The following is a 17,290-nucleotide window of genomic DNA, read 5'->3' as shown; positions in this document are numbered from 1 at the left end:
TATGGCTTACATCGTAACCCGTAACATCATCGACACCAAAGACAACCGTCGTTTTTACGAAGAGGGGGACACTTTCCCCCGCGAAGGGTTGAACGTATCTGACAATCGTATCAAGGAACTGCTTGGTAAGGGTGTCATTGAGTCTAATGGTGCTGAAGGGGATTTGACCCCAGATACTAAGACAGAAGGTGACTTGAGTGTCAAGGAACTCAAAGCCAAACTGGATGAACTTGGTATCAAATACGGTTCCCGTGCTAGCAAGGATGAATTGAAAGCTTTGCTTGATGCTGCTGAAGGGGAATAATATGACAGATACCCAACTTGCTAAAATCAAACGTCGGTTGGGTATTTCCTCCGACGATAAAGAAGAAAAGGAACTCATTGAAGATCTAGTTGATGACGCTGAAAGTTACTTCAAACTCTTGACAGATACAACTAAAATTGATGCAAAATACAATTTTATGATTGAGAACGTCGTTTACAAGCTCTATGGTCGCAAAGGTTCTGAAGCAGTGACCTCTGAGACAGTGGATGGCTATTCAGTTACCTACCAGGAACTGGATGACCTCTTTAAGCCTTACATGAAAATTTTGAATAAGGATTTTGGTCTTGACGGCTCTCTGAGGGAGAAAGGCAAGGTGATGTTTCTATGAAGACACCCCACCGCATTACTCTCATCCGTGAGAACAGTCAGCCTAAGTACAATCCTGAAACAGATAGCTATGAGGTTGCTGAAGGTCAAAAAGAAGTTGTGCCCTGCCTGGTCAACTTCATCCAACAGGCCAAGGTCTTGAAAGAGTATGGCAATCAGACAGATGTTGTCATGATTTGCCGTTTTCAGCAGAAGCAGAAGCCTTTTGCTACCGCTATCTATGACGGTAGCAAATATGTCCCTATGGATCAGATTGATGCTCCTGTCAAGGGAGCTGTCAGGCTCAAAAAGGTAGGTGGTTGATATGTCTGTTAAATGGCAGGGTATGGAAAAGCTAACTGCAACTATTAGCAATGCTCATCCAAAGGCAGTTGAGCAATCGGTCAAAGTTGTCAAGAATATGGGCGAAAAAGGAAAATCTATTTCTAAACAGCTAGCACCGGTTGATACTAGTTTTTTGAAAAAATCTATCACCTCGTCTTATCAAGGGATGGAAGCACATATTACCTCAGGTGCAGGATATGCAGGTTACCAAGAATACGGGACTAGATTCCAGCCAGGCACGCCGCACATTCGTCCTATGATTGAGAAAATCGAACCGGAATTTAAGAAAATGATGACTGATGTTATGAAAGGAGCGTTTAAATGACACCGAATCATGCTTTATTTAGACGTCTCTTTAGCTTGTCTGCTATCCGTGTTGATACATACGATTACGTGCCAGACGCTCAAACTAAATATCCCTTTGCGTATATCGGTGAACAGAACGCCACAGAAGCCTCAAATAACGATTTATTTGGGTCGGTGAGGCAAACAGTCCACATCTACGGATTACGCACTGACAGGGCTAATTTAGATGATATAAGCGCCTATATTCAAAACGAGGCAAGGCGTATTACCGACGGATATGATTATCATTTGTCATACGAGACTGTCACGAAACAACTAATACCCGATAACACAGATGTCCAGCCACTATTACACATAGTGCTGGATTTTACTTTTACATTTACAAAAAAAGGAGACTAAATGGCAACATTAATTAATGGTAAAGACCTAATTGTGTTTTTCCGTCGTTTTGCCGACCGTACCACGCAGGATGCTGGTAAGGTTCGCTTTCAAACGGAACATACGCTGAATACCGAAAAAGAAACAGAAAGTACCATCACTAAAGACGGTAACGTCAACACAATTACTGATGGTGACTCAAGCGGGGAATTTACATCACTTGCTTATCGTGAAGACGATAAAGAAACTGTTAATATGTGGCGTGAATTGCGCAAATGGTACAAAGCTAAAGACCTTGTTGAAGTATGGCAGGTAGATCTTGGGTCTAAAGATGAATCTGGAAAATATGATGTCGAATACTACCAAGGCTACTTTAGCAATTTTGAAATTTCAGCACCTGCTGACGACAAAGTGGAACTTTCTTACGAAATGGCAATTAATGGTAACGGTATTGAAGCAAAAGACACGCTAACAGAGACACAACTTGCGGCAGTCGAAGCAGCGATGTACGACTACCACACACTCGCAGCAGAGAAAGGCGACGACGAGGAAGTTTAATACTAGGGAGCAAGTGGCTCCCTTTTATTTTTTACGATTTTTTAAGGAGAACAAACATGATTTTAACAATTGGTGGGAAAGACTACACTTTGAAATTTGGTCTTGGCTTTTTGAAAACAATGAACGAAATGCATGCTGCAACGATTGAGGGCATGAATACCAAATATGGCGCTATGACGCTTTTGAATGTCGGCGTTGGGATGAACGATCCGATGGCATTTGTGGATATCATCAAGGCTGCAACTGCAAACGAGCCACAAAAACCAAGCGACGCAGATATCGAAGCGTACATCATCGAACTTGCTGAAAACGGTAAATATCAAGATGTTGTCAACGAAACTGTTGACGAGTTAAAAAAGTCACCACTCTTAAAACTAGCAATGAACGTGCAATAAAGTCTCAAAGTGACAATAGTCCAGAGATAGGACCAACCGAGGCAATGGCTATGCTGATTGCTCGTCATGGAATGAGTTATCAAGAGGCTTACAATACGACATTAGTTGAGTTTCAGGTCTACAATCTCGCTTATGCTATACAACTCGAGGAAAAACGTCATCATCTTGCTATCCAAGCTTGGTTTAATCAAAGCGTTCAAGCTACAAAAGGCAAAGGAAATAACACGAAATCTGCTTATAAGACATTCGATGACTTTTACAATCACCAAGAAGCCTTTAATAACTTGTTTGAAGCTCCGAAAAAACAACAAAAAAAAGCGAAAACATTATCTATTGCCGACAGAAATAGAATGATGAATCAACGCAAAAGAATGCGTTAGGAAGGAGGGTAACAAGTGGCAAATTTTGATGTAACTGCCATTCTACGTGCGAATGTCTCAGACTTTCAACGAGGTATAGCTCAAGCTAAAACATCTATAGACAGTCTAAAGCAACAAACTGGTTCTAGTTTTGAAAAAATAGCTGGAACACTAAAAGGAGCAGGTTCTGCGATGAGTGCTGTTGGTATGGGAATGACCAAGTCATTCACGCTTCCTGTCGTGGGAGCTGTTGCAGCGTCTGTTAAATCTTTTGCCAATTTAGAGCAGGCAATTGGTGGTGTTAATACCATGTTCGGCAAGCATGCTAAAACCGTTATTTCAAACGCAGATAACGCATATAAGACGGCTGGAGTTTCCAGTACTAAATATATGGAACAAGTAACCTCTTTCTCTGCACGACTCTTACAGGGTCTTGGTGGAGATACCAAAAAGGCTGCTAAATATGCAGATATGGCCATTGTGGATATGTCTGATAATGCTAATAAATTTGGTACAAGCATTGGCGAAATCCAGCATGCTTATCAAGGGTTTGCAAAGGGTAATTTTACCATGCTGGACAACTTGAAACTTGGTTTTGGCGGCACACAAGCTGAAATGGCAAGGTTAGTTAACGAATCTGGCGTTATGGGCAAATCCTTTAAGGCTACTGCTGAGAATGTCAAGGATATTCCATTTGATAAATTAATCGAAGCTATACATAAGACTCAAGAGGAAATGGGAGTCACTGGCACAACTGCCAAAGAAGCTAGCGAAACTGTTAGTGGCTCTTTTGGTCAGATGGTATCTGCCGGGCAAAATCTTTTAGCAGGGTTTAGTCAAAAGAACGCAGATATCAAAACATTGATGTCTAATTTAAGTGAGTCAATCGGTATTTTTGTAGATAATATCAAGCGTGTTTTAGGTAATATCTGGGACAACTTACCCATGGCCGAATGGCAAAAGTGGGTGGGATTGATTATTACAGCTGGAGGGCCATTATTAGTAGCATTCGGTAATATAGTGACCGCTCTTGCGCCGGTTGTTTCAGCATTCGGAAAAGTAAAATTAGCCGCTATGAGTTTAGCACCTGCATTGAACATTGCTCAAGCTTTTGTAGCAGCTTCGATGGGATCTAAATCAGCGTCTTTGGGGTTACAGATGTTAGCAAGAGAATCTTTGTTAGCAAAAGTTGCTCTACAAGGTCTTAGTATTGTTAAATCGATAAGTTCAGTTATTTCAACTGCATTTTCGGCCGCACTGCACCCTGTGGCAACTCTCAAAGCAGGTTTCGTGGCCTTAAAGGGTGTTTTTGTAAGCGTCGGGTCTTCAATAATGAATTTCGGTAGGACAGTCTTATCGTCATTCAGTGCAATACCCGCATTATTAAAAACGTTTTTTTCAGCAATTATGCACCCTGTGGCAACTCTCAAAGCAGGTTTTACGCTACTTAGAACGGCATTAACAGCTTTGGCTGGCTCTTTTATGTTTTGGGTGACTGTTATCGCTATTGTTGTCGTTGCATTAGTGGATTTGTGGAGGACAAACGAAACCTTTAGAACAATGGTGACCAGCGCTTGGAATACCGTTAAAGAAGCAGTTATGCAGGCAGTAACTGCTATCAAAGATTTTATCATTCAGTTGATTGATAAATTCAAGTCAATGACGACAGAAAACGATGTGTTTATGTCAACTGCTATAAACGCATGGAACAACATAAAAAATGTGATAATGACAGTCATTCAATTTTTGGCACCATTCATTTCGACCGCTTGGGACGCAATTGTCTTGACGGTTCAAACGGCATGGGAATTTATCAAGGTTATTATCGAAACAGCTTTGACTGTTATCGCTGGGGTTATCACCGCAATAATGCAACTTATCAACGGAGACTGGTCTGGTGCTTGGCAAACCATCAAAGAAACACTTGCATCAATCTGGGAAGGTATTAAACAGCTTGTTGATATCGCCTTGAATTTTGTTCAACAATTTATTCAAAATAAATTGGAAGCTATCAAAAGTTTTTGGGAAACCATATGGTCAGCTGTTTCAAACTTTTTATCAAGCATTTGGAATACTATATCTAATACAGTCAAATCAGAAATCAATGCTGTAAAATCAGAAATGCAAAGAGAATGGTCAGCAATAAAATCAACAACTACAAGCATTTGGAATAGTATCAAATCAGCAATTAGCACAGCTTGGAACAATATCAAATCAGCGGTAAGCAATGCTATCAACAATGTTAAATCCACTGTTTCAAATGGTTGGAACAATCTCGTTAGCACTGTCACTAGCGCTGGAAGCCGTATTGTCAGCGCTGTTAGAAATGCATTTAATAACGCAGTGAGCGCAGCTAGAAGTTTTGTTGGTCAAGCTGTTTCAGCCGGTAGGGATTTGATTTCTGGTTTTGTCAATGGTGTTGCTTCAGCGGCAGGAAGGCTGATTAGTGCTGTTAGCAATGCAGTCGGTAATGCGATTAGTGCTGCAAAAAATTTGCTTGGAATCCATTCACCGTCTCGTGTGTTTAGACAGTTTGGTATCTATACCGACCAAGGCTTTATGATTGGTATCAACGCTAAAGCTGATAAAGTTAAACGCACAATGTCTAATATGGCACAAGGTGCTATTGATGGTTTTAACAACGTCGGTGTTGCTGATAACATCGGACTTAATGACGTCCAAGGAAATCTTAACGCTCTAACAGCGAGTGATCCAAACTTAACTTTTAACGGCGGCTCACTCTCGATCAATCAACAACCAGCTAACATCAATGTCAGCATCGGAGGTCAAAACTTCCGAGCATTTACAAATAACATTATGGATGACCAAGCAGCGGAAGCTATGCTTGGAGCATATTAGGAAGGGGTACGATGTACGATTACTATTCTTTGAAAAAAACGGATAAATCAGACAGTTTTGTGCCGTCTGATAATATGTCCGTCAATGGTACACCCTTAAACCAGCTTGTTGAAGGCTACAGGCACCTCACAGTAACTGGTAGAGGTATTATCGGTCAACGTGTTAAAACGCAGGAAATAAGAGGGCGTAGAGGGCTATGGGTAGATGATATATCAGATCCAGAGCGCGAGCTTGAAATTAAATATCGTTTAGAAGCGCAAACGAGCGAGGAACTACGTGAACGCTTTGCGAAAATGAATAAAGTTTTGCGGACGGTTTCTGAGAATGGCTTTTTAGAAATTATATTTAAAGATGAGCCTGACTATATTTATTACGGCTACCTTTTAAACGCTGAAGATATAGAAGAAACCAAACTCAGTCTCATCAGTAAGTTTACCTTGCTTGTCCCAGATGGTTATAAAAAGAAAAAGGCTCAGTCATCGACTGGGCTTATCTCTTTGGTTGATGCTATCCAAGTTTTACCTGAAAAAATCGTGGTGCAAGCAACTGGCACGGTTAATCAGATACAAATTGTCAACGGTGATAAAATCCTTGATTTTAAAGGGTCTTATAGCGCTGGAACGGACATCATCATTACTTATGGTAGTGACGAAGTTAAGGCTACTTATAGTGGCAGAAATATACTTAGTGAGTTACAACTCTACAGTCCGCTAGAAACATTTTATCTTAAAAATAGCGATAGAGTAACCGCTAAAAACGCAACAATAAAGCAAATTATTTGGAGGGATGAGCGCTTATGATTTATTTATTTGATAAGGATGAGCAACTCATCAAAATTGTCAGAAAAACGGCTGTTAAGACAGCTCTTCAGAAGTACGAGCTAAAAGAAGGTTACGTTTCGGACAGGTTGACTGTCGAGCTGAAAAACATCCTTAATGATGAGCTTGAAGCAGTTGAATTTATGGGTATTCAATCCATTGAAGATACTCACGATTTCCATCTTTTTTGGGTAGCTCAAAAATCAATGGTTGATAACATCACAACAATTGTCGGTGTGCAATCAGGGATTGAAGAACTCAGGAAGACTGTTGTTATTGATAAACGTCCTCACAATCTTGGAGGACGAGAAGTCATTAATGATTTGCTTACTGGGACTAACTGGAGAGCGCGTTTTGTTGGTGAAACTATCCCACGAAGCACTAATTTTTACTATATTTCTACTTTTGAAGCTTTAAAAAAAGTCTGCTCTGTTTGGGGATTAGAAATGCAGTTTTTTGTCGAGATGAACGGCAATAAGATTGGCGCTAGATATATTGATTTTAAACAACGAACGGGTGCAGCAGTTGGAAAGCGAGTGGTTTATGGGCATAACGCTTTAGAAATTTTGCAAGAGGTTGAACGTACTAACATCTACACGGCTTTAGTAGGTCGTGGTCGAGGCGAACAGGTTTCGAGCGCTGGAGATATTGGCAAAGACGAAAAAATCCAAGAATCGGATGGCTTTGGTCGTAAGATAACCTTTGAAAACGTTGAATGGTCGGTTGCTAAAGGAAACCCTGTCAATAAACCACTTGGGCAACTATACGTTGAAATCCCAGAGATGACGGCACGATATGGAATAAAAAATGCAGATGGTTCAAGACGCCCTAAAATTGGTTTTGTCGACTTTCAAGATGATACTGATGAAGAAGTAGTCTTAGAAAAAACTTATCAGACATTGATTGATGTCAGCAGACCACAGGTCATGTTTAAAACATCAACAGTTTACCTTAAAGGTGCCCATATCGGTGATGTGATACGCGTTGTTCGTCACGATAAACACTTAGATTACGAAGTGCGAATCTTTGAGATAACCTTCAACCGCTTAGATGATTCTTCGAATGATATAAAACTTGGGGATAACTTAAAAGCTAGTAGCAATGATGGCAATACTAGAATCCAGGCTATAGCTGACAAAGCCATTGACGAGTTTGTAGCCAATGAGTTCTCAAACTTTGTCCAAAATCTACCTGATTACCTGCCGAGCGCTGACGGCTTTAACAATAATTGGTATGGTGCTGAAGACCCTAGCAAGAAATACCCAGGTAAAGTGCTTATCAATGATATTTGGTACAAGCCCGATCCAGAGCATGAGGGTCACAAAATTATGTTGCGCTGGACGGGCGAAGTTTGGGAAGAAGTTCTCAGAACAGCAGATTCAGAGCGAGTCAAGAGGGAAATTAACCAACAGTTTGACGACTTCAACGAATCTTATCTAGCTGAGCAAGCAAAACAAGATGAGGCTGTTAAAGAGGTTTTGGCTAAGGCTAACACTGCCGAGAATCTAGCTGATGAAGCGAAGCGGGTTGGTGACCAAGCTAAATTAGATGCTGCTAATGCTCTATCCAGTGCACAAGCAGCAAAAAACGAAGCGATCGAAGAAGCGCAAAGACTTGACACAATCGAAAGACAGTCAACAGAAACCAAACTGGCAACAGCTAAGAGCCAAGCAATCGAAGAAGCTCAAAGACTTGACACAATCGAAAGACAATCAACAGAAACCAAGCTATCCACAGCTAAGAGCCAAGCAATCGAAGAAGCTAGCCGACTAATCGATGGTGCGAAAGGTGAGCTATCCGAAAGATTACTATCCGCAGAAACCGAGATTACGAAAACAAACGACGAAATCAAGACACTTGCCAAAAAGTCAGAGCTTGATACAGTCAACAATCGTCTATCAAGTACAGAATCTAGTGTCACTCACATGAGCGACAAGATTGAGACCGAAATCAATAGGATTGAGGGTAAGATACCTACTGAGATTGGCGGACGGAATTATATTTTAGGTAGTCAGACTCAAAAAGTATATAGTAATAATAATATTTTATATCCTATAACATCCGAAATTAAAACAGAAAATGAAAAATCATTTATACGAGCAAAACGGATAGAGGTTGAGAAGAGACCTGACACTTTTTCTATTTATACCTCTATTTCGGGACTTAGCGAAGATGTAAAATTACTCGAAAAAGGAATCGTTAGTTTTAAAGCAAGAGCTAGTCACAATCTACGCTTTAAAACAATGATTGCCGCAATAAAAAACAACGGCACAACTGAAAATGGGGATAATAGAGAGATTACTATTAGCCAGAATTGGCAAACCTTTAGTTTTAGCATCCCTTTGGGTAGTGATATCAGTTTTATCAGAGCTAATCCTATGACTGTTTTAACGGACATCTCGGCATTTGTAGAAGATTTTTACCTAGATTTATGTGACTGGAAATTAGAGACAGGGAATATAGCAACCGACTGGTCTCCAGCCCCAGAAGATCTCGAATCCGAGATTACAGCCGTTAAAACAACCATCACTCAGACAGCCGAAGGTGTCAAGCAGTTATCTACAAAAGTCACAGAGACCGATAGTAAAATCTCAACTGCTGAGACCAAAATCAATCAACTTGTCGGCGAGGTCTCTAGCAAGGTCTCACAAACAGAATATGACAATCTGAGTGGTAGAGTTACAAGCCAACAGACAGCAATTGAGCAAAATGCTAGCGAGATTAACAAGCGTTTGACTAGTACACAAGTTGAGCAGTTAGTTAACAACAAGAGGTTTGCGACTAGCGCAACCATGCAACAATTAGTCAGAGAGACTGCTGGCAGTTTTGAGAGGGAGATTAGTGAGACGGTAGCAAAAATACCGACTTCAGTCGGTGGGCGTAATTTACTACTCAATAGTGACTTTGAAAAGGTCAAGAAAGGCTATAGCTTCATTGTTGATGGTCAAACCATTAATCAAACAGCGGAAAATTGGGTAACTTTTAACCCTGGGATGGCTAATGCTACAACATCTTATCACGCATACGTAGCAGACTACGCAGGTCGAAAGAATGCGGTCATTTACAACGAAAGTAACGGTAGTAGAAACTGGAAGGCTATTCAACAGAGTTTAAATGATAGAATGCCTCAAACAACAAACAATTTTATTTTATCAGCAGATGTCTTTGTAACGGGCGCTGGAACGAAGCTCTTTGGTGGATTTTACTATGCGGATAAAACTGGTAGCTATAATTTTTATTCTGGTCGTTTTCAATTTGATACTGCAACTTTTGAAGTTGGAAAATGGCAACGTGTTAATGTAGCTGTACCTTTTGAAAAGGATAAAGCTGATTTTACCAAAAGTATCCTATTTTACATTTATGCTTATAATTTTACAACAAACGCTATTTTAGCAATTGATGACGTACAGTTAGAGACTGGTAAAATCCCATCAGATCATACATTGGCACCAGAGGATCTAACAGAGGACATCGAATCAGTCAAAACAACAATCAATCAGACTGCACGAGGTCAAGAGCAACTATCAACGCAATTGACACAGGCTCAAGGCAAAATCACAAAAGCCGAGACTCAAATAAATCAGTTAATCGGTGAGGTCTCTAGCAAGGTCTCACAAACAGTTTTTGATAGACTCAACAATACAGTCTCTAGTCAAGCGACAACGCTGAGTCAGCAGGCCAACCAGATTTTGCTTAAAGCGGACAAAAGCTATGTCGATACTGTCAATAAGCTAGTGTCTCAAAACTCAGCAAGTCTATCCATGCTGTCGGATGCCATCGAAGCTAGAGTTTTAAAATCAGACTTTGACACAGTTACTGGTAGAGTCACTAGCGCCGAAACAACCATCAAAGCAATCGCTGGCCAGATTGATACAAAACTGTCTAAGACTGACGCAGATAAGATTGTCACAAATGCTATCACGCAGTTCGAGCAAGGGACTATCCAGCGCATATCTGAGGTTGAGAGTAAGATTCCTACGTCGATCGGTGGTAGAAATCTTTGGATTAAAAAAGATAGTACTGGTGCTAGCACTATTGAGCAATTACCACAAAATCACATCACAGGACAGACAGAATGCTATCGTTTAGAAAATGGGGCAGGTCTAATTTTTAATATCGAACCAGAATTTAGCTCTAGACTTTACGGCAAAGTAACGTTTACAGCTTGGGTTAAGTACGAAAATGTGGTGCAAGGGGCTAATGCATGGAATGTCTTTAACTGCTTTAAGCATGTGCTATATCGCAAGAATAGCAATACGGGTGCAACCTCAAAAGCTGACTACATGACCTTAAAAAGTTTTACTGGCACATCTGACTGGCAGAAAATAACAGTAACTTACGACTACGGTCAAAACACTAACTATGACCAACTCAAAACACAGTTGTATTTTATTGTCGAGCGAGCTACTAGTGGGACTGCTTGGGTTACAGGCATAAAGGTCGAAACTGGCACGATTGCAACAGATTACTCACTTGCGATTGAAGATGCAACTTTAGATACCCAAAAATTCCACGAAATCCAAGATACAGTAGACAGTCATACACGTACCATCTCTGAACAAGGCAAATCTATCAGCCAAGTTGTACAGACGGCTCAAGGGCTTGTTAGCAGGGTTGATAATGTCCAAAGCGGGATATCTACGGTCCAAAGCCAGCTATCTGGGTCGTGGGCAGTCAAAAATCTGACGAGTGCTGGAACTGTGCTTAATCAAATCAATCTGATGGCTAACGGAACTAACCGTATTGACGGTCGTTTGACGCACATTACTGGTAGCACGTTGATTGACCGAGCCGTCATCAAAGACGCAAATATAGCAAGTGTGTCCGCAAGCAAGATGACAACAGGCACGCTAGATGCAGGTAAGGTCAATGTTATCAATTTAAATGCTAATAAAATTGTTGGTTTGGATGCAAATTTCATCAAGTCTAAAATAGGGTTAGCGATAATTGATTGGATGAGGGGTAAGACGATTAGTGCCCAAAACGATGCCATGAAAATAGACCTTAATGGCGGTCAGATACTTCATTATACAGACCAGGCTGCTATGAAGCGTATCTTGAGCGGATATCCGACTCAATTTGTCAAGTTTGCAACTGGTACTGTTTCCGGTAAAGGTCTTGCTGGCGTAACGGTCATTGGATCAAATAGAAACGGAACGGAATCGTCTAACGATGGTGGATTTGTTGGAATCCGTGCTTGGAACGGTGCAAACATTGACACGATAGATGTTGTAGGAGACACTGTCAGACTGGCCAGCTCTGCTTTTGACAGTGCAGACGGTTGGGATGTCATCACTTTGCCAAACAAGCTAGAGATTGACGCTCACAATGTTAATCATCGTGTTTCTTCGAGGGTAAAAGTCGGTGATGTTTGGTTGTGGAAAAACAGCTCAACTTACTCTAGTCTACGAGACACGATAAACTCGATTATCGATAACTTAAATTTATTGCACAACAACAAGACGACCGAAAGAGGTTATAGATACTCTATACCTGCCAAGGTCTAGTAAGGTTTAGGAGTAAAAAATGGAAGAACAAATTAAATCAAATTTAGCGTTACAAATCGCTCAATTATCACTCGAGAAAGCGACGCTACAAGCAGAAAATGGTATGTTACAAGCTCAGATTGAGCAATTAACAGCTGAGTTAGACCAAGCCACAAAACCTCAGGAGGGCTAATATGAGAAATTGGACTGTAGTTGGTAAATATCCTATTTACGATGATGAAAATAAAATTTCACATACCGAAATCGTTATCGCATCAACCTCTAATGGCTATGCGACTTTTACAGAGAGAGTGGCTGGAGATCATCTAAATAAGACTGAAAAAGAGCTAATTACATTAGCGCTTGATGGGCTTTTTAAATCGGAGTTTTCCGACCGTGCTATGGCTGAGTCTGTCCGTAAAATAGATGAACTGGAAATCATCACAAAGGATGCCAAAAAGTTCATGAAAGAAGCTGAAGAAAAGATCGTTAGCATGGAGACGTCTCAAACAGAGCTACTTGAACGTTTAGAAGTTGCGGAAAAAGAACGTAATGATCGTTTCAAAGTTGTTGAAGATAAATTCCAAATCTTGAATGGTTCGGTGATGGAAATGTTGACGGAATTCTATGCAAGTTCAGAGGAAGGTGTGGAAGATGAATCATTTATTGAAGAACCTGACACAGGTAACCATGTCGGCGGTAGCGACAATCCTACCGATAACACAGAAACAGAAACGGAGTAATATAATGATGGTAATGTTAATGGCGATGAATATTGTTGATGAAAACTTTAATTTTGCATTTAAGGATGTCCCACGTATTTTCAAGAAAAAAGTGAAAGCACAGCTTGAGCTTATGGGGCATCCAGAACTTGCGGATGAGAAAGTTGTGAATTACGTGCGGAAAGGAGAATAAACTATGCCTTTTGACGAAGCCCAACGGATTGCAGAGAGTCAGTTGACTTGGGAAATCCTATTCATTATCCTCTTCATTGTGGTTGTGGGCTTCTTGGTCCGCACGTCTGACAAACGGGAGAAGAAGTTGATGGATTTTCACGAACAATCCAAAGCTGACTCTAATAGACGTGAAGAACGCTTGATGACTCATCTGGAAAAAACAACTGAGGAATTAAGTGCAATTACTTACGCTGTCGGTGATATTCAAAAGGAAATGGTTCAAATGAATAGCCGAATGGATGAATTTGAAAAAGGAGAATAACATGAACATTAATTGGAAATTAAGACTTAAAAATAAAAACTTTTGGCTAGCGGCTATTCCAGCTGCATTGTTGGTTATCCAAGCATTTGCAGCGATCTTTGGCTACACTTTGGAAGTGGACGATTTTGGGGCTAAGTTACTAGTATTTGTTAATTCAGTATTTGCATTTGCAACAATTCTAGGTATCGTCAATGACCCAACGACCACAGGGGTATCAGACAGCTCACGAGCGATGAGCTATACAGAGCCCAGATAATATTAAGACCGCTCACAAAATGGGCGGTTTGTTTTTGTATGGAGGTGAAAAATGGACTATACAGCATTTAAAAATAGAGTGCTAAACCATGGATATGATCATGACGGATATTACGGCTGGCAATGCTGGGACGGATTTGTGGAGTGGTGCAAGGAAAATGGCATACCGCAAATAAACACTAAACCTGTAAATCAAGGAGGCACTGGCTACGTACAAGACTTATGGGAATTTAGAAAAACCAATGGAATGCTTAAATATTTTGACGAAGTAAAAATCATGGAACAAAATGATGTAGCAATCTTTAAAAAACACCCATGGACGCCAGATAGTCATGTAGCTATCTTTGATAGCGATATTGACGGTAAGTACGGTTACTTTTTAGGTCAAAATCAAGGGTCTACAATCACAAATCCGCAAGGAGGTAGTGCTTTTAATCTCGTCAAATTACCATACGAAGCTACCTATCCAACTGCTTTTAGAATTAAAAAGAAAGGAAATAATCAAGTGGAACGACAAATCAGAAGTGGTATCCCGCAAGTCGGTGTGACACCATATACGCAAATCCATGCGCATTCGACAGGTAACCCCAACAGTACCGCACAAAACGAAGCGGATTATATGTCTCGTAAGGATATTAACACAGGCTTTTACACACATGTTGTCGGAAACGGCAGTGTTATCCAAGTGGCAAATGTGAATCGCGGTGCTTGGGACGTCGGCGGAGGTTGGAACTACGAAACCTACGCAGCAGTAGAATTGATAGAAAGTCATAAAACTAAAGCAGAGTTTGAGCGAGACTACAAACTATATGTGACACTGTTACGTGACCTTGCTAAGCAAGCTGGATTATCCAACAGCCTTGATACTGGCACGTCAGGGATCATTACGCACGCTTATGCGACAGCTCACCAACCAAACAATGCGTCTGATCATGTTGATCCTTATCCTTACTTAGCTAAGTGGGGAATCAGTAAAGCGCAATTCGCTAAAGACCTAAAAAATGGCTTTAGCGGAAGCACTGTCAAAGCAACACCAGCTCCGCAAAAGACTTATAAAGTCTATTTTGCAGACGACGTAAAATTTTTATCTGGCCTATGGCAAATCAAGTGTAATAATCTAACGCCGACTCAGTTTACTTGGCTTGAAAACGGGATTCCCGTCGCAATGGTCAACTGGGTAGATAAAAACGGCAAGAACATTACAGACGGTAAAGACAACCAATTTAAAAAAGGCATGTACTTTACCTTTGCAGGAGACGAAGCGCATATTTCTGATACTGGTGTCGGTGGTTATAACTATGGGTACTACTGGCGTAAGTTTACGTTTGGTCAATTTGGCGAAGTTTGGCTGTCTGCGTGGAACAAAAACCATCTAGTAATAGGAAAAAAATAAAAATAGAAACGTAATTAAGACAACCCTCGCATTTGCGAGGGCTTTTTTTATTGCCGTTATAACGGACTTATTGCAAAAAGTCTGTTTTAGTGGACTTTAAAAATTATTTTGAATTTCCAAAAAAATTTACGAATAAATAAGTAGGAGGAAATAAAATCATGAAAATAATTGAATTGAAGATGAATAAACCAGAACAGACAGAATTAGGCTATGAGCACTGGGTAGATATCACATACCAGATTGATCGTAAAACTTACCATCTAACAAAATTGATTCTTAATGAGGATGTGATTTTAGATATGGCTATTATCGAAAAGATGGTTTTATCTGATGTAAAGGAATTGCTTAGCCATGCTTATGAAGTTTTAAAATTAAATAGACAATTGATGAAGGAAAATTGGTGGCTGTTTTAAAATATTTTTAAACAATATATTGTGCTAGTTGTTATCTTACTTTTTTTTAAAGTACAATATATTGTGTTTTGATGAAAATATACCCATGGTCATAACATTTTTGTATCTTGCTCGTAATATAATATTTCGTTATAATTATGGCGAAAGGGAAAAGTTGTGAAATTTATTATAGAGTTATTAACTCATTTCAAAAATTTTTTATCTTATAATGTTCCACTTGGGGTTCATATTTTTATAAGCCTACTGTTTTTAACAGGATATATGAAATTACAATCCAATCGACGAAAAGATTATGAAATCTCCTTAAATAGTAATAAAGATTTGATTAATCAACTCAACGAAACATTATCTCAACGAGAGAAAGTTATAAGAGAACTAGAAGGAGAGTTACATGCTCTAATGATGAGCAAAGGGGGTAAGTAATATGAGTGTTTTATTTTTATTTATCATCTGCGTTTTGCTAGCATTGTTTTTCTATGCATGGGATACATATAATCATAAAAAACTAATGATAAAATCAGTAAAAGACATTCATTGGCAAGAAAAACAATTAATCGAAATAAAAGCTAAATCCTTAAAAAATGAATTTCCAATTATATCAGAAATTGTATCTTCAATGACATATTCTGATGATAGATTTGATTCAAAAAAAATATTAAAACATACACGAACAGTTCCTAAAGAATTAAAAGACAAACTACACGAAGAGATAGATATTGCTATTACACAAAATAATGAAACAGCTATGCAAGTGATAAAATGGTATTTCTTGGCATGTATCTTAATAAGTGTAGCGGAAAAACACTATACAAAAATTCAAGGAATAATTGACATTAGTGAGAAGACGAAGAAAATCAACAGACCTGGAAGTAATGATTTGAAATTGAAAAATACTTTTTGCTTAGTATAGAATTATCTTAAAAAACGAATATAAACTGAACCCCAATGCTTAGATTATGCATCTAAACATTGGGGTTTTTTATCGCTAATTTTACTATCCATTATTTCGATGACAGTTGGATTTGTCTCTGATATTTCGATAGAATTACAAAGTTTCTAACCCCTGATTCAGATAGGTGGTCGAGTAGGGCGGTCATTAGAGAGACCGACAGGAGATTTACTATTCTTTCATGAAGGACTTACAAAGGCTATCAAAAAGACTAAAAAAGAAATTCGACAGATGAACAATTTGGGAGGCTTCAAGTGACGTGTCAGTTTTGTTATAAAAATATCAGTGAAAAGCGATGTTTCACTTCAGTACTATTTTTAAAAAGAAGAAGCTTTCAAACTTGTGAAGATTGTCTAAAGCAGTTTGAAAAAGTTGACGAAGAATCCTGTTTTTCGTGTTACCAAAAAACAACTTTAGAAAAATGTCAAGATTGTTTGGACTGGGAAACAAAAGGAAATGAGGTTAAGCATAAAAGTATTTATAGATATAATCAAGCGATGAAGGCCTATTTCTCAGTATTTAAGTTTCAAGGTGACTATCTGATGGCGTGGCAATTTGCAGAAGAAATCAAACAAACATTAAAATTATATAAAGGTTTTACAGTTGTTCCAATTCCCTTAAGCAAGAAACGAATGGCAACCAGACGATTTAATCAAGTCGAAGCCCTACTGGATGCAGCAGAAATTTCTTATGAGAGAATTCTTGAAAAAAAGGATGTTGATTCACAAACAACTAAGACTAAGAAGGAAAGATTAAGTTCAGAACAAGTCTTTGAACTAAAACTGGATATTAAAATACCAAAGAAAGTTCTTATTGTAGATGACATCTATACTACAGGGCAAACCATATTTCTAGCAAAGAAAGCCTTACAAGATATTGGCGTCAAAGAAATCATTAGTTTTAGTTTGGCAAGATGACTATTTAAGC

General features: G+C 39.3%; 21 protein-coding genes and 1 pseudogene. All 22 read left to right on the top strand.

Translation table 11 applies throughout. The annotated features are described in order from the left end of the window. The first annotated feature begins 1 nt into the window (after position 1). On the top strand, positions 2–304 hold the full coding sequence (locus ACMZ6U_RS00935) for a hypothetical protein (protein WP_416105804.1): 303 nt from the start codon (positions 2–4) through the stop codon (positions 302–304). A gap of 1 nt (position 305) precedes the next feature. Then, complete coding sequence (locus ACMZ6U_RS00930; RefSeq protein WP_416105803.1) at positions 306–653, top strand: phage head-tail connector protein; 348 nt, start codon at positions 306–308, stop codon at positions 651–653. Then, complete coding sequence (locus ACMZ6U_RS00925; protein WP_416105802.1) at positions 650–955, top strand: hypothetical protein; 306 nt, start codon at positions 650–652, stop codon at positions 953–955. Before ACMZ6U_RS00930 ends, ACMZ6U_RS00925 begins: the two co-directional genes overlap by 4 nt. Before the next feature lies 1 nt (position 956). After that, on the top strand, positions 957–1,301 hold the full coding sequence (locus tag ACMZ6U_RS00920; RefSeq protein ID WP_416105801.1) for an HK97-gp10 family putative phage morphogenesis protein: 345 nt from the start codon (positions 957–959) through the stop codon (positions 1,299–1,301). Beyond that, entirely contained in the window at positions 1,298–1,681 is a 384-nt protein-coding gene (locus ACMZ6U_RS00915) for a hypothetical protein (RefSeq protein WP_416105800.1), read from the top strand. The genes ACMZ6U_RS00920 and ACMZ6U_RS00915 overlap by 4 nt, the downstream gene beginning before the upstream one ends. Continuing rightward, positions 1,682–2,218 (top strand): phage major tail protein, TP901-1 family, encoded by a 537-nt coding sequence (locus ACMZ6U_RS00910; RefSeq protein WP_416105799.1) that lies wholly within the window; start codon positions 1,682–1,684, stop codon positions 2,216–2,218. Between the two features lie 56 nt (positions 2,219–2,274). Further along, positions 2,275–2,613, top strand: a complete 339-nt coding sequence (locus ACMZ6U_RS00905) for a tail assembly chaperone (RefSeq protein WP_416105798.1) — start codon at positions 2,275–2,277, stop codon at positions 2,611–2,613. A gap of 44 nt (positions 2,614–2,657) precedes the next feature. Next, the gene (locus ACMZ6U_RS00900) at positions 2,658–2,993 is read left to right on the top strand and encodes a hypothetical protein (RefSeq protein ID WP_416105797.1); all 336 of its coding nucleotides are present in this window, start codon (positions 2,658–2,660) and stop codon (positions 2,991–2,993) included. Between the two features lie 15 nt (positions 2,994–3,008). Continuing rightward, the gene (locus tag ACMZ6U_RS00895; RefSeq protein WP_416105796.1) at positions 3,009–5,831 is read left to right on the top strand and encodes a phage tail protein; all 2,823 of its coding nucleotides are present in this window, start codon (positions 3,009–3,011) and stop codon (positions 5,829–5,831) included. Positions 5,832–5,842: 11 nt separating this feature from the next. Next, entirely contained in the window at positions 5,843–6,631 is a 789-nt protein-coding gene (locus tag ACMZ6U_RS00890) for a distal tail protein Dit (RefSeq protein WP_416105795.1), read from the top strand. Continuing rightward, positions 6,628–12,156, top strand: coding sequence for a phage tail spike protein (locus tag ACMZ6U_RS00885; protein WP_416105794.1), 5,529 nt, complete (start codon positions 6,628–6,630; stop codon positions 12,154–12,156). The genes ACMZ6U_RS00890 and ACMZ6U_RS00885 overlap by 4 nt, the downstream gene beginning before the upstream one ends. A gap of 19 nt (positions 12,157–12,175) precedes the next feature. Next, the gene (locus ACMZ6U_RS00880; RefSeq protein WP_416105793.1) at positions 12,176–12,328 is read left to right on the top strand and encodes a hypothetical protein; all 153 of its coding nucleotides are present in this window, start codon (positions 12,176–12,178) and stop codon (positions 12,326–12,328) included. Between the two features lies 1 nt (position 12,329). Next, complete coding sequence (locus ACMZ6U_RS00875; protein WP_416105792.1) at positions 12,330–12,878, top strand: DUF1366 domain-containing protein; 549 nt, start codon at positions 12,330–12,332, stop codon at positions 12,876–12,878. Positions 12,879–12,882: 4 nt separating this feature from the next. Continuing rightward, the gene (locus ACMZ6U_RS00870) at positions 12,883–13,050 is read left to right on the top strand and encodes a hypothetical protein (RefSeq protein ID WP_416105791.1); all 168 of its coding nucleotides are present in this window, start codon (positions 12,883–12,885) and stop codon (positions 13,048–13,050) included. Between the two features lie 3 nt (positions 13,051–13,053). Beyond that, complete coding sequence (locus ACMZ6U_RS00865; RefSeq protein ID WP_416105790.1) at positions 13,054–13,353, top strand: hypothetical protein; 300 nt, start codon at positions 13,054–13,056, stop codon at positions 13,351–13,353. A gap of 1 nt (position 13,354) precedes the next feature. Continuing rightward, entirely contained in the window at positions 13,355–13,609 is a 255-nt protein-coding gene (locus ACMZ6U_RS00860) for a phage holin (protein ID WP_416105789.1), read from the top strand. 504 nt (positions 13,610–14,113) lie between these two features. Continuing rightward, entirely contained in the window at positions 14,114–15,001 is an 888-nt protein-coding gene (locus ACMZ6U_RS00855; RefSeq protein ID WP_416105867.1) for a lytic exoenzyme target recognition domain-containing protein, read from the top strand. 158 nt (positions 15,002–15,159) lie between these two features. Further along, positions 15,160–15,414 carry a hypothetical protein gene (locus ACMZ6U_RS00850; protein ID WP_416105788.1) on the top strand — a complete coding sequence of 85 codons (255 nt, stop codon included), beginning with the start codon at positions 15,160–15,162 and terminating at the stop codon, positions 15,412–15,414. Between the two features lie 156 nt (positions 15,415–15,570). Next, the gene (locus tag ACMZ6U_RS00845) at positions 15,571–15,837 is read left to right on the top strand and encodes a hypothetical protein (protein WP_416105787.1); all 267 of its coding nucleotides are present in this window, start codon (positions 15,571–15,573) and stop codon (positions 15,835–15,837) included. Between the two features lies 1 nt (position 15,838). Next, positions 15,839–16,324: a hypothetical protein gene (locus ACMZ6U_RS00840; protein WP_416105786.1), complete on the top strand. Its 486-nt coding sequence runs from the start codon at positions 15,839–15,841 to the stop codon at positions 16,322–16,324. 153 nt (positions 16,325–16,477) lie between these two features. After that, positions 16,478–16,621, top strand: a pseudogene (locus ACMZ6U_RS00835) (DNA/RNA helicase); the annotation flags it as partial. A 284-nt stretch (positions 16,622–16,905) separates the two neighbouring features. Then, complete coding sequence (locus ACMZ6U_RS00830; RefSeq protein WP_416105785.1) at positions 16,906–17,280, top strand: ComF family protein; 375 nt, start codon at positions 16,906–16,908, stop codon at positions 17,278–17,280. Positions 17,281–17,290: the final 10 nt, after the last annotated feature.

The sequence above is a fragment of the Streptococcus pluranimalium genome, from assembly GCF_047785745.1.
Classification (GTDB): domain Bacteria; phylum Bacillota; class Bacilli; order Lactobacillales; family Streptococcaceae; genus Streptococcus; species Streptococcus pluranimalium_B.
Note: the sequence above shows the minus strand (reverse complement) of the source record. Positions and strands in the feature narration are given on the sequence as shown.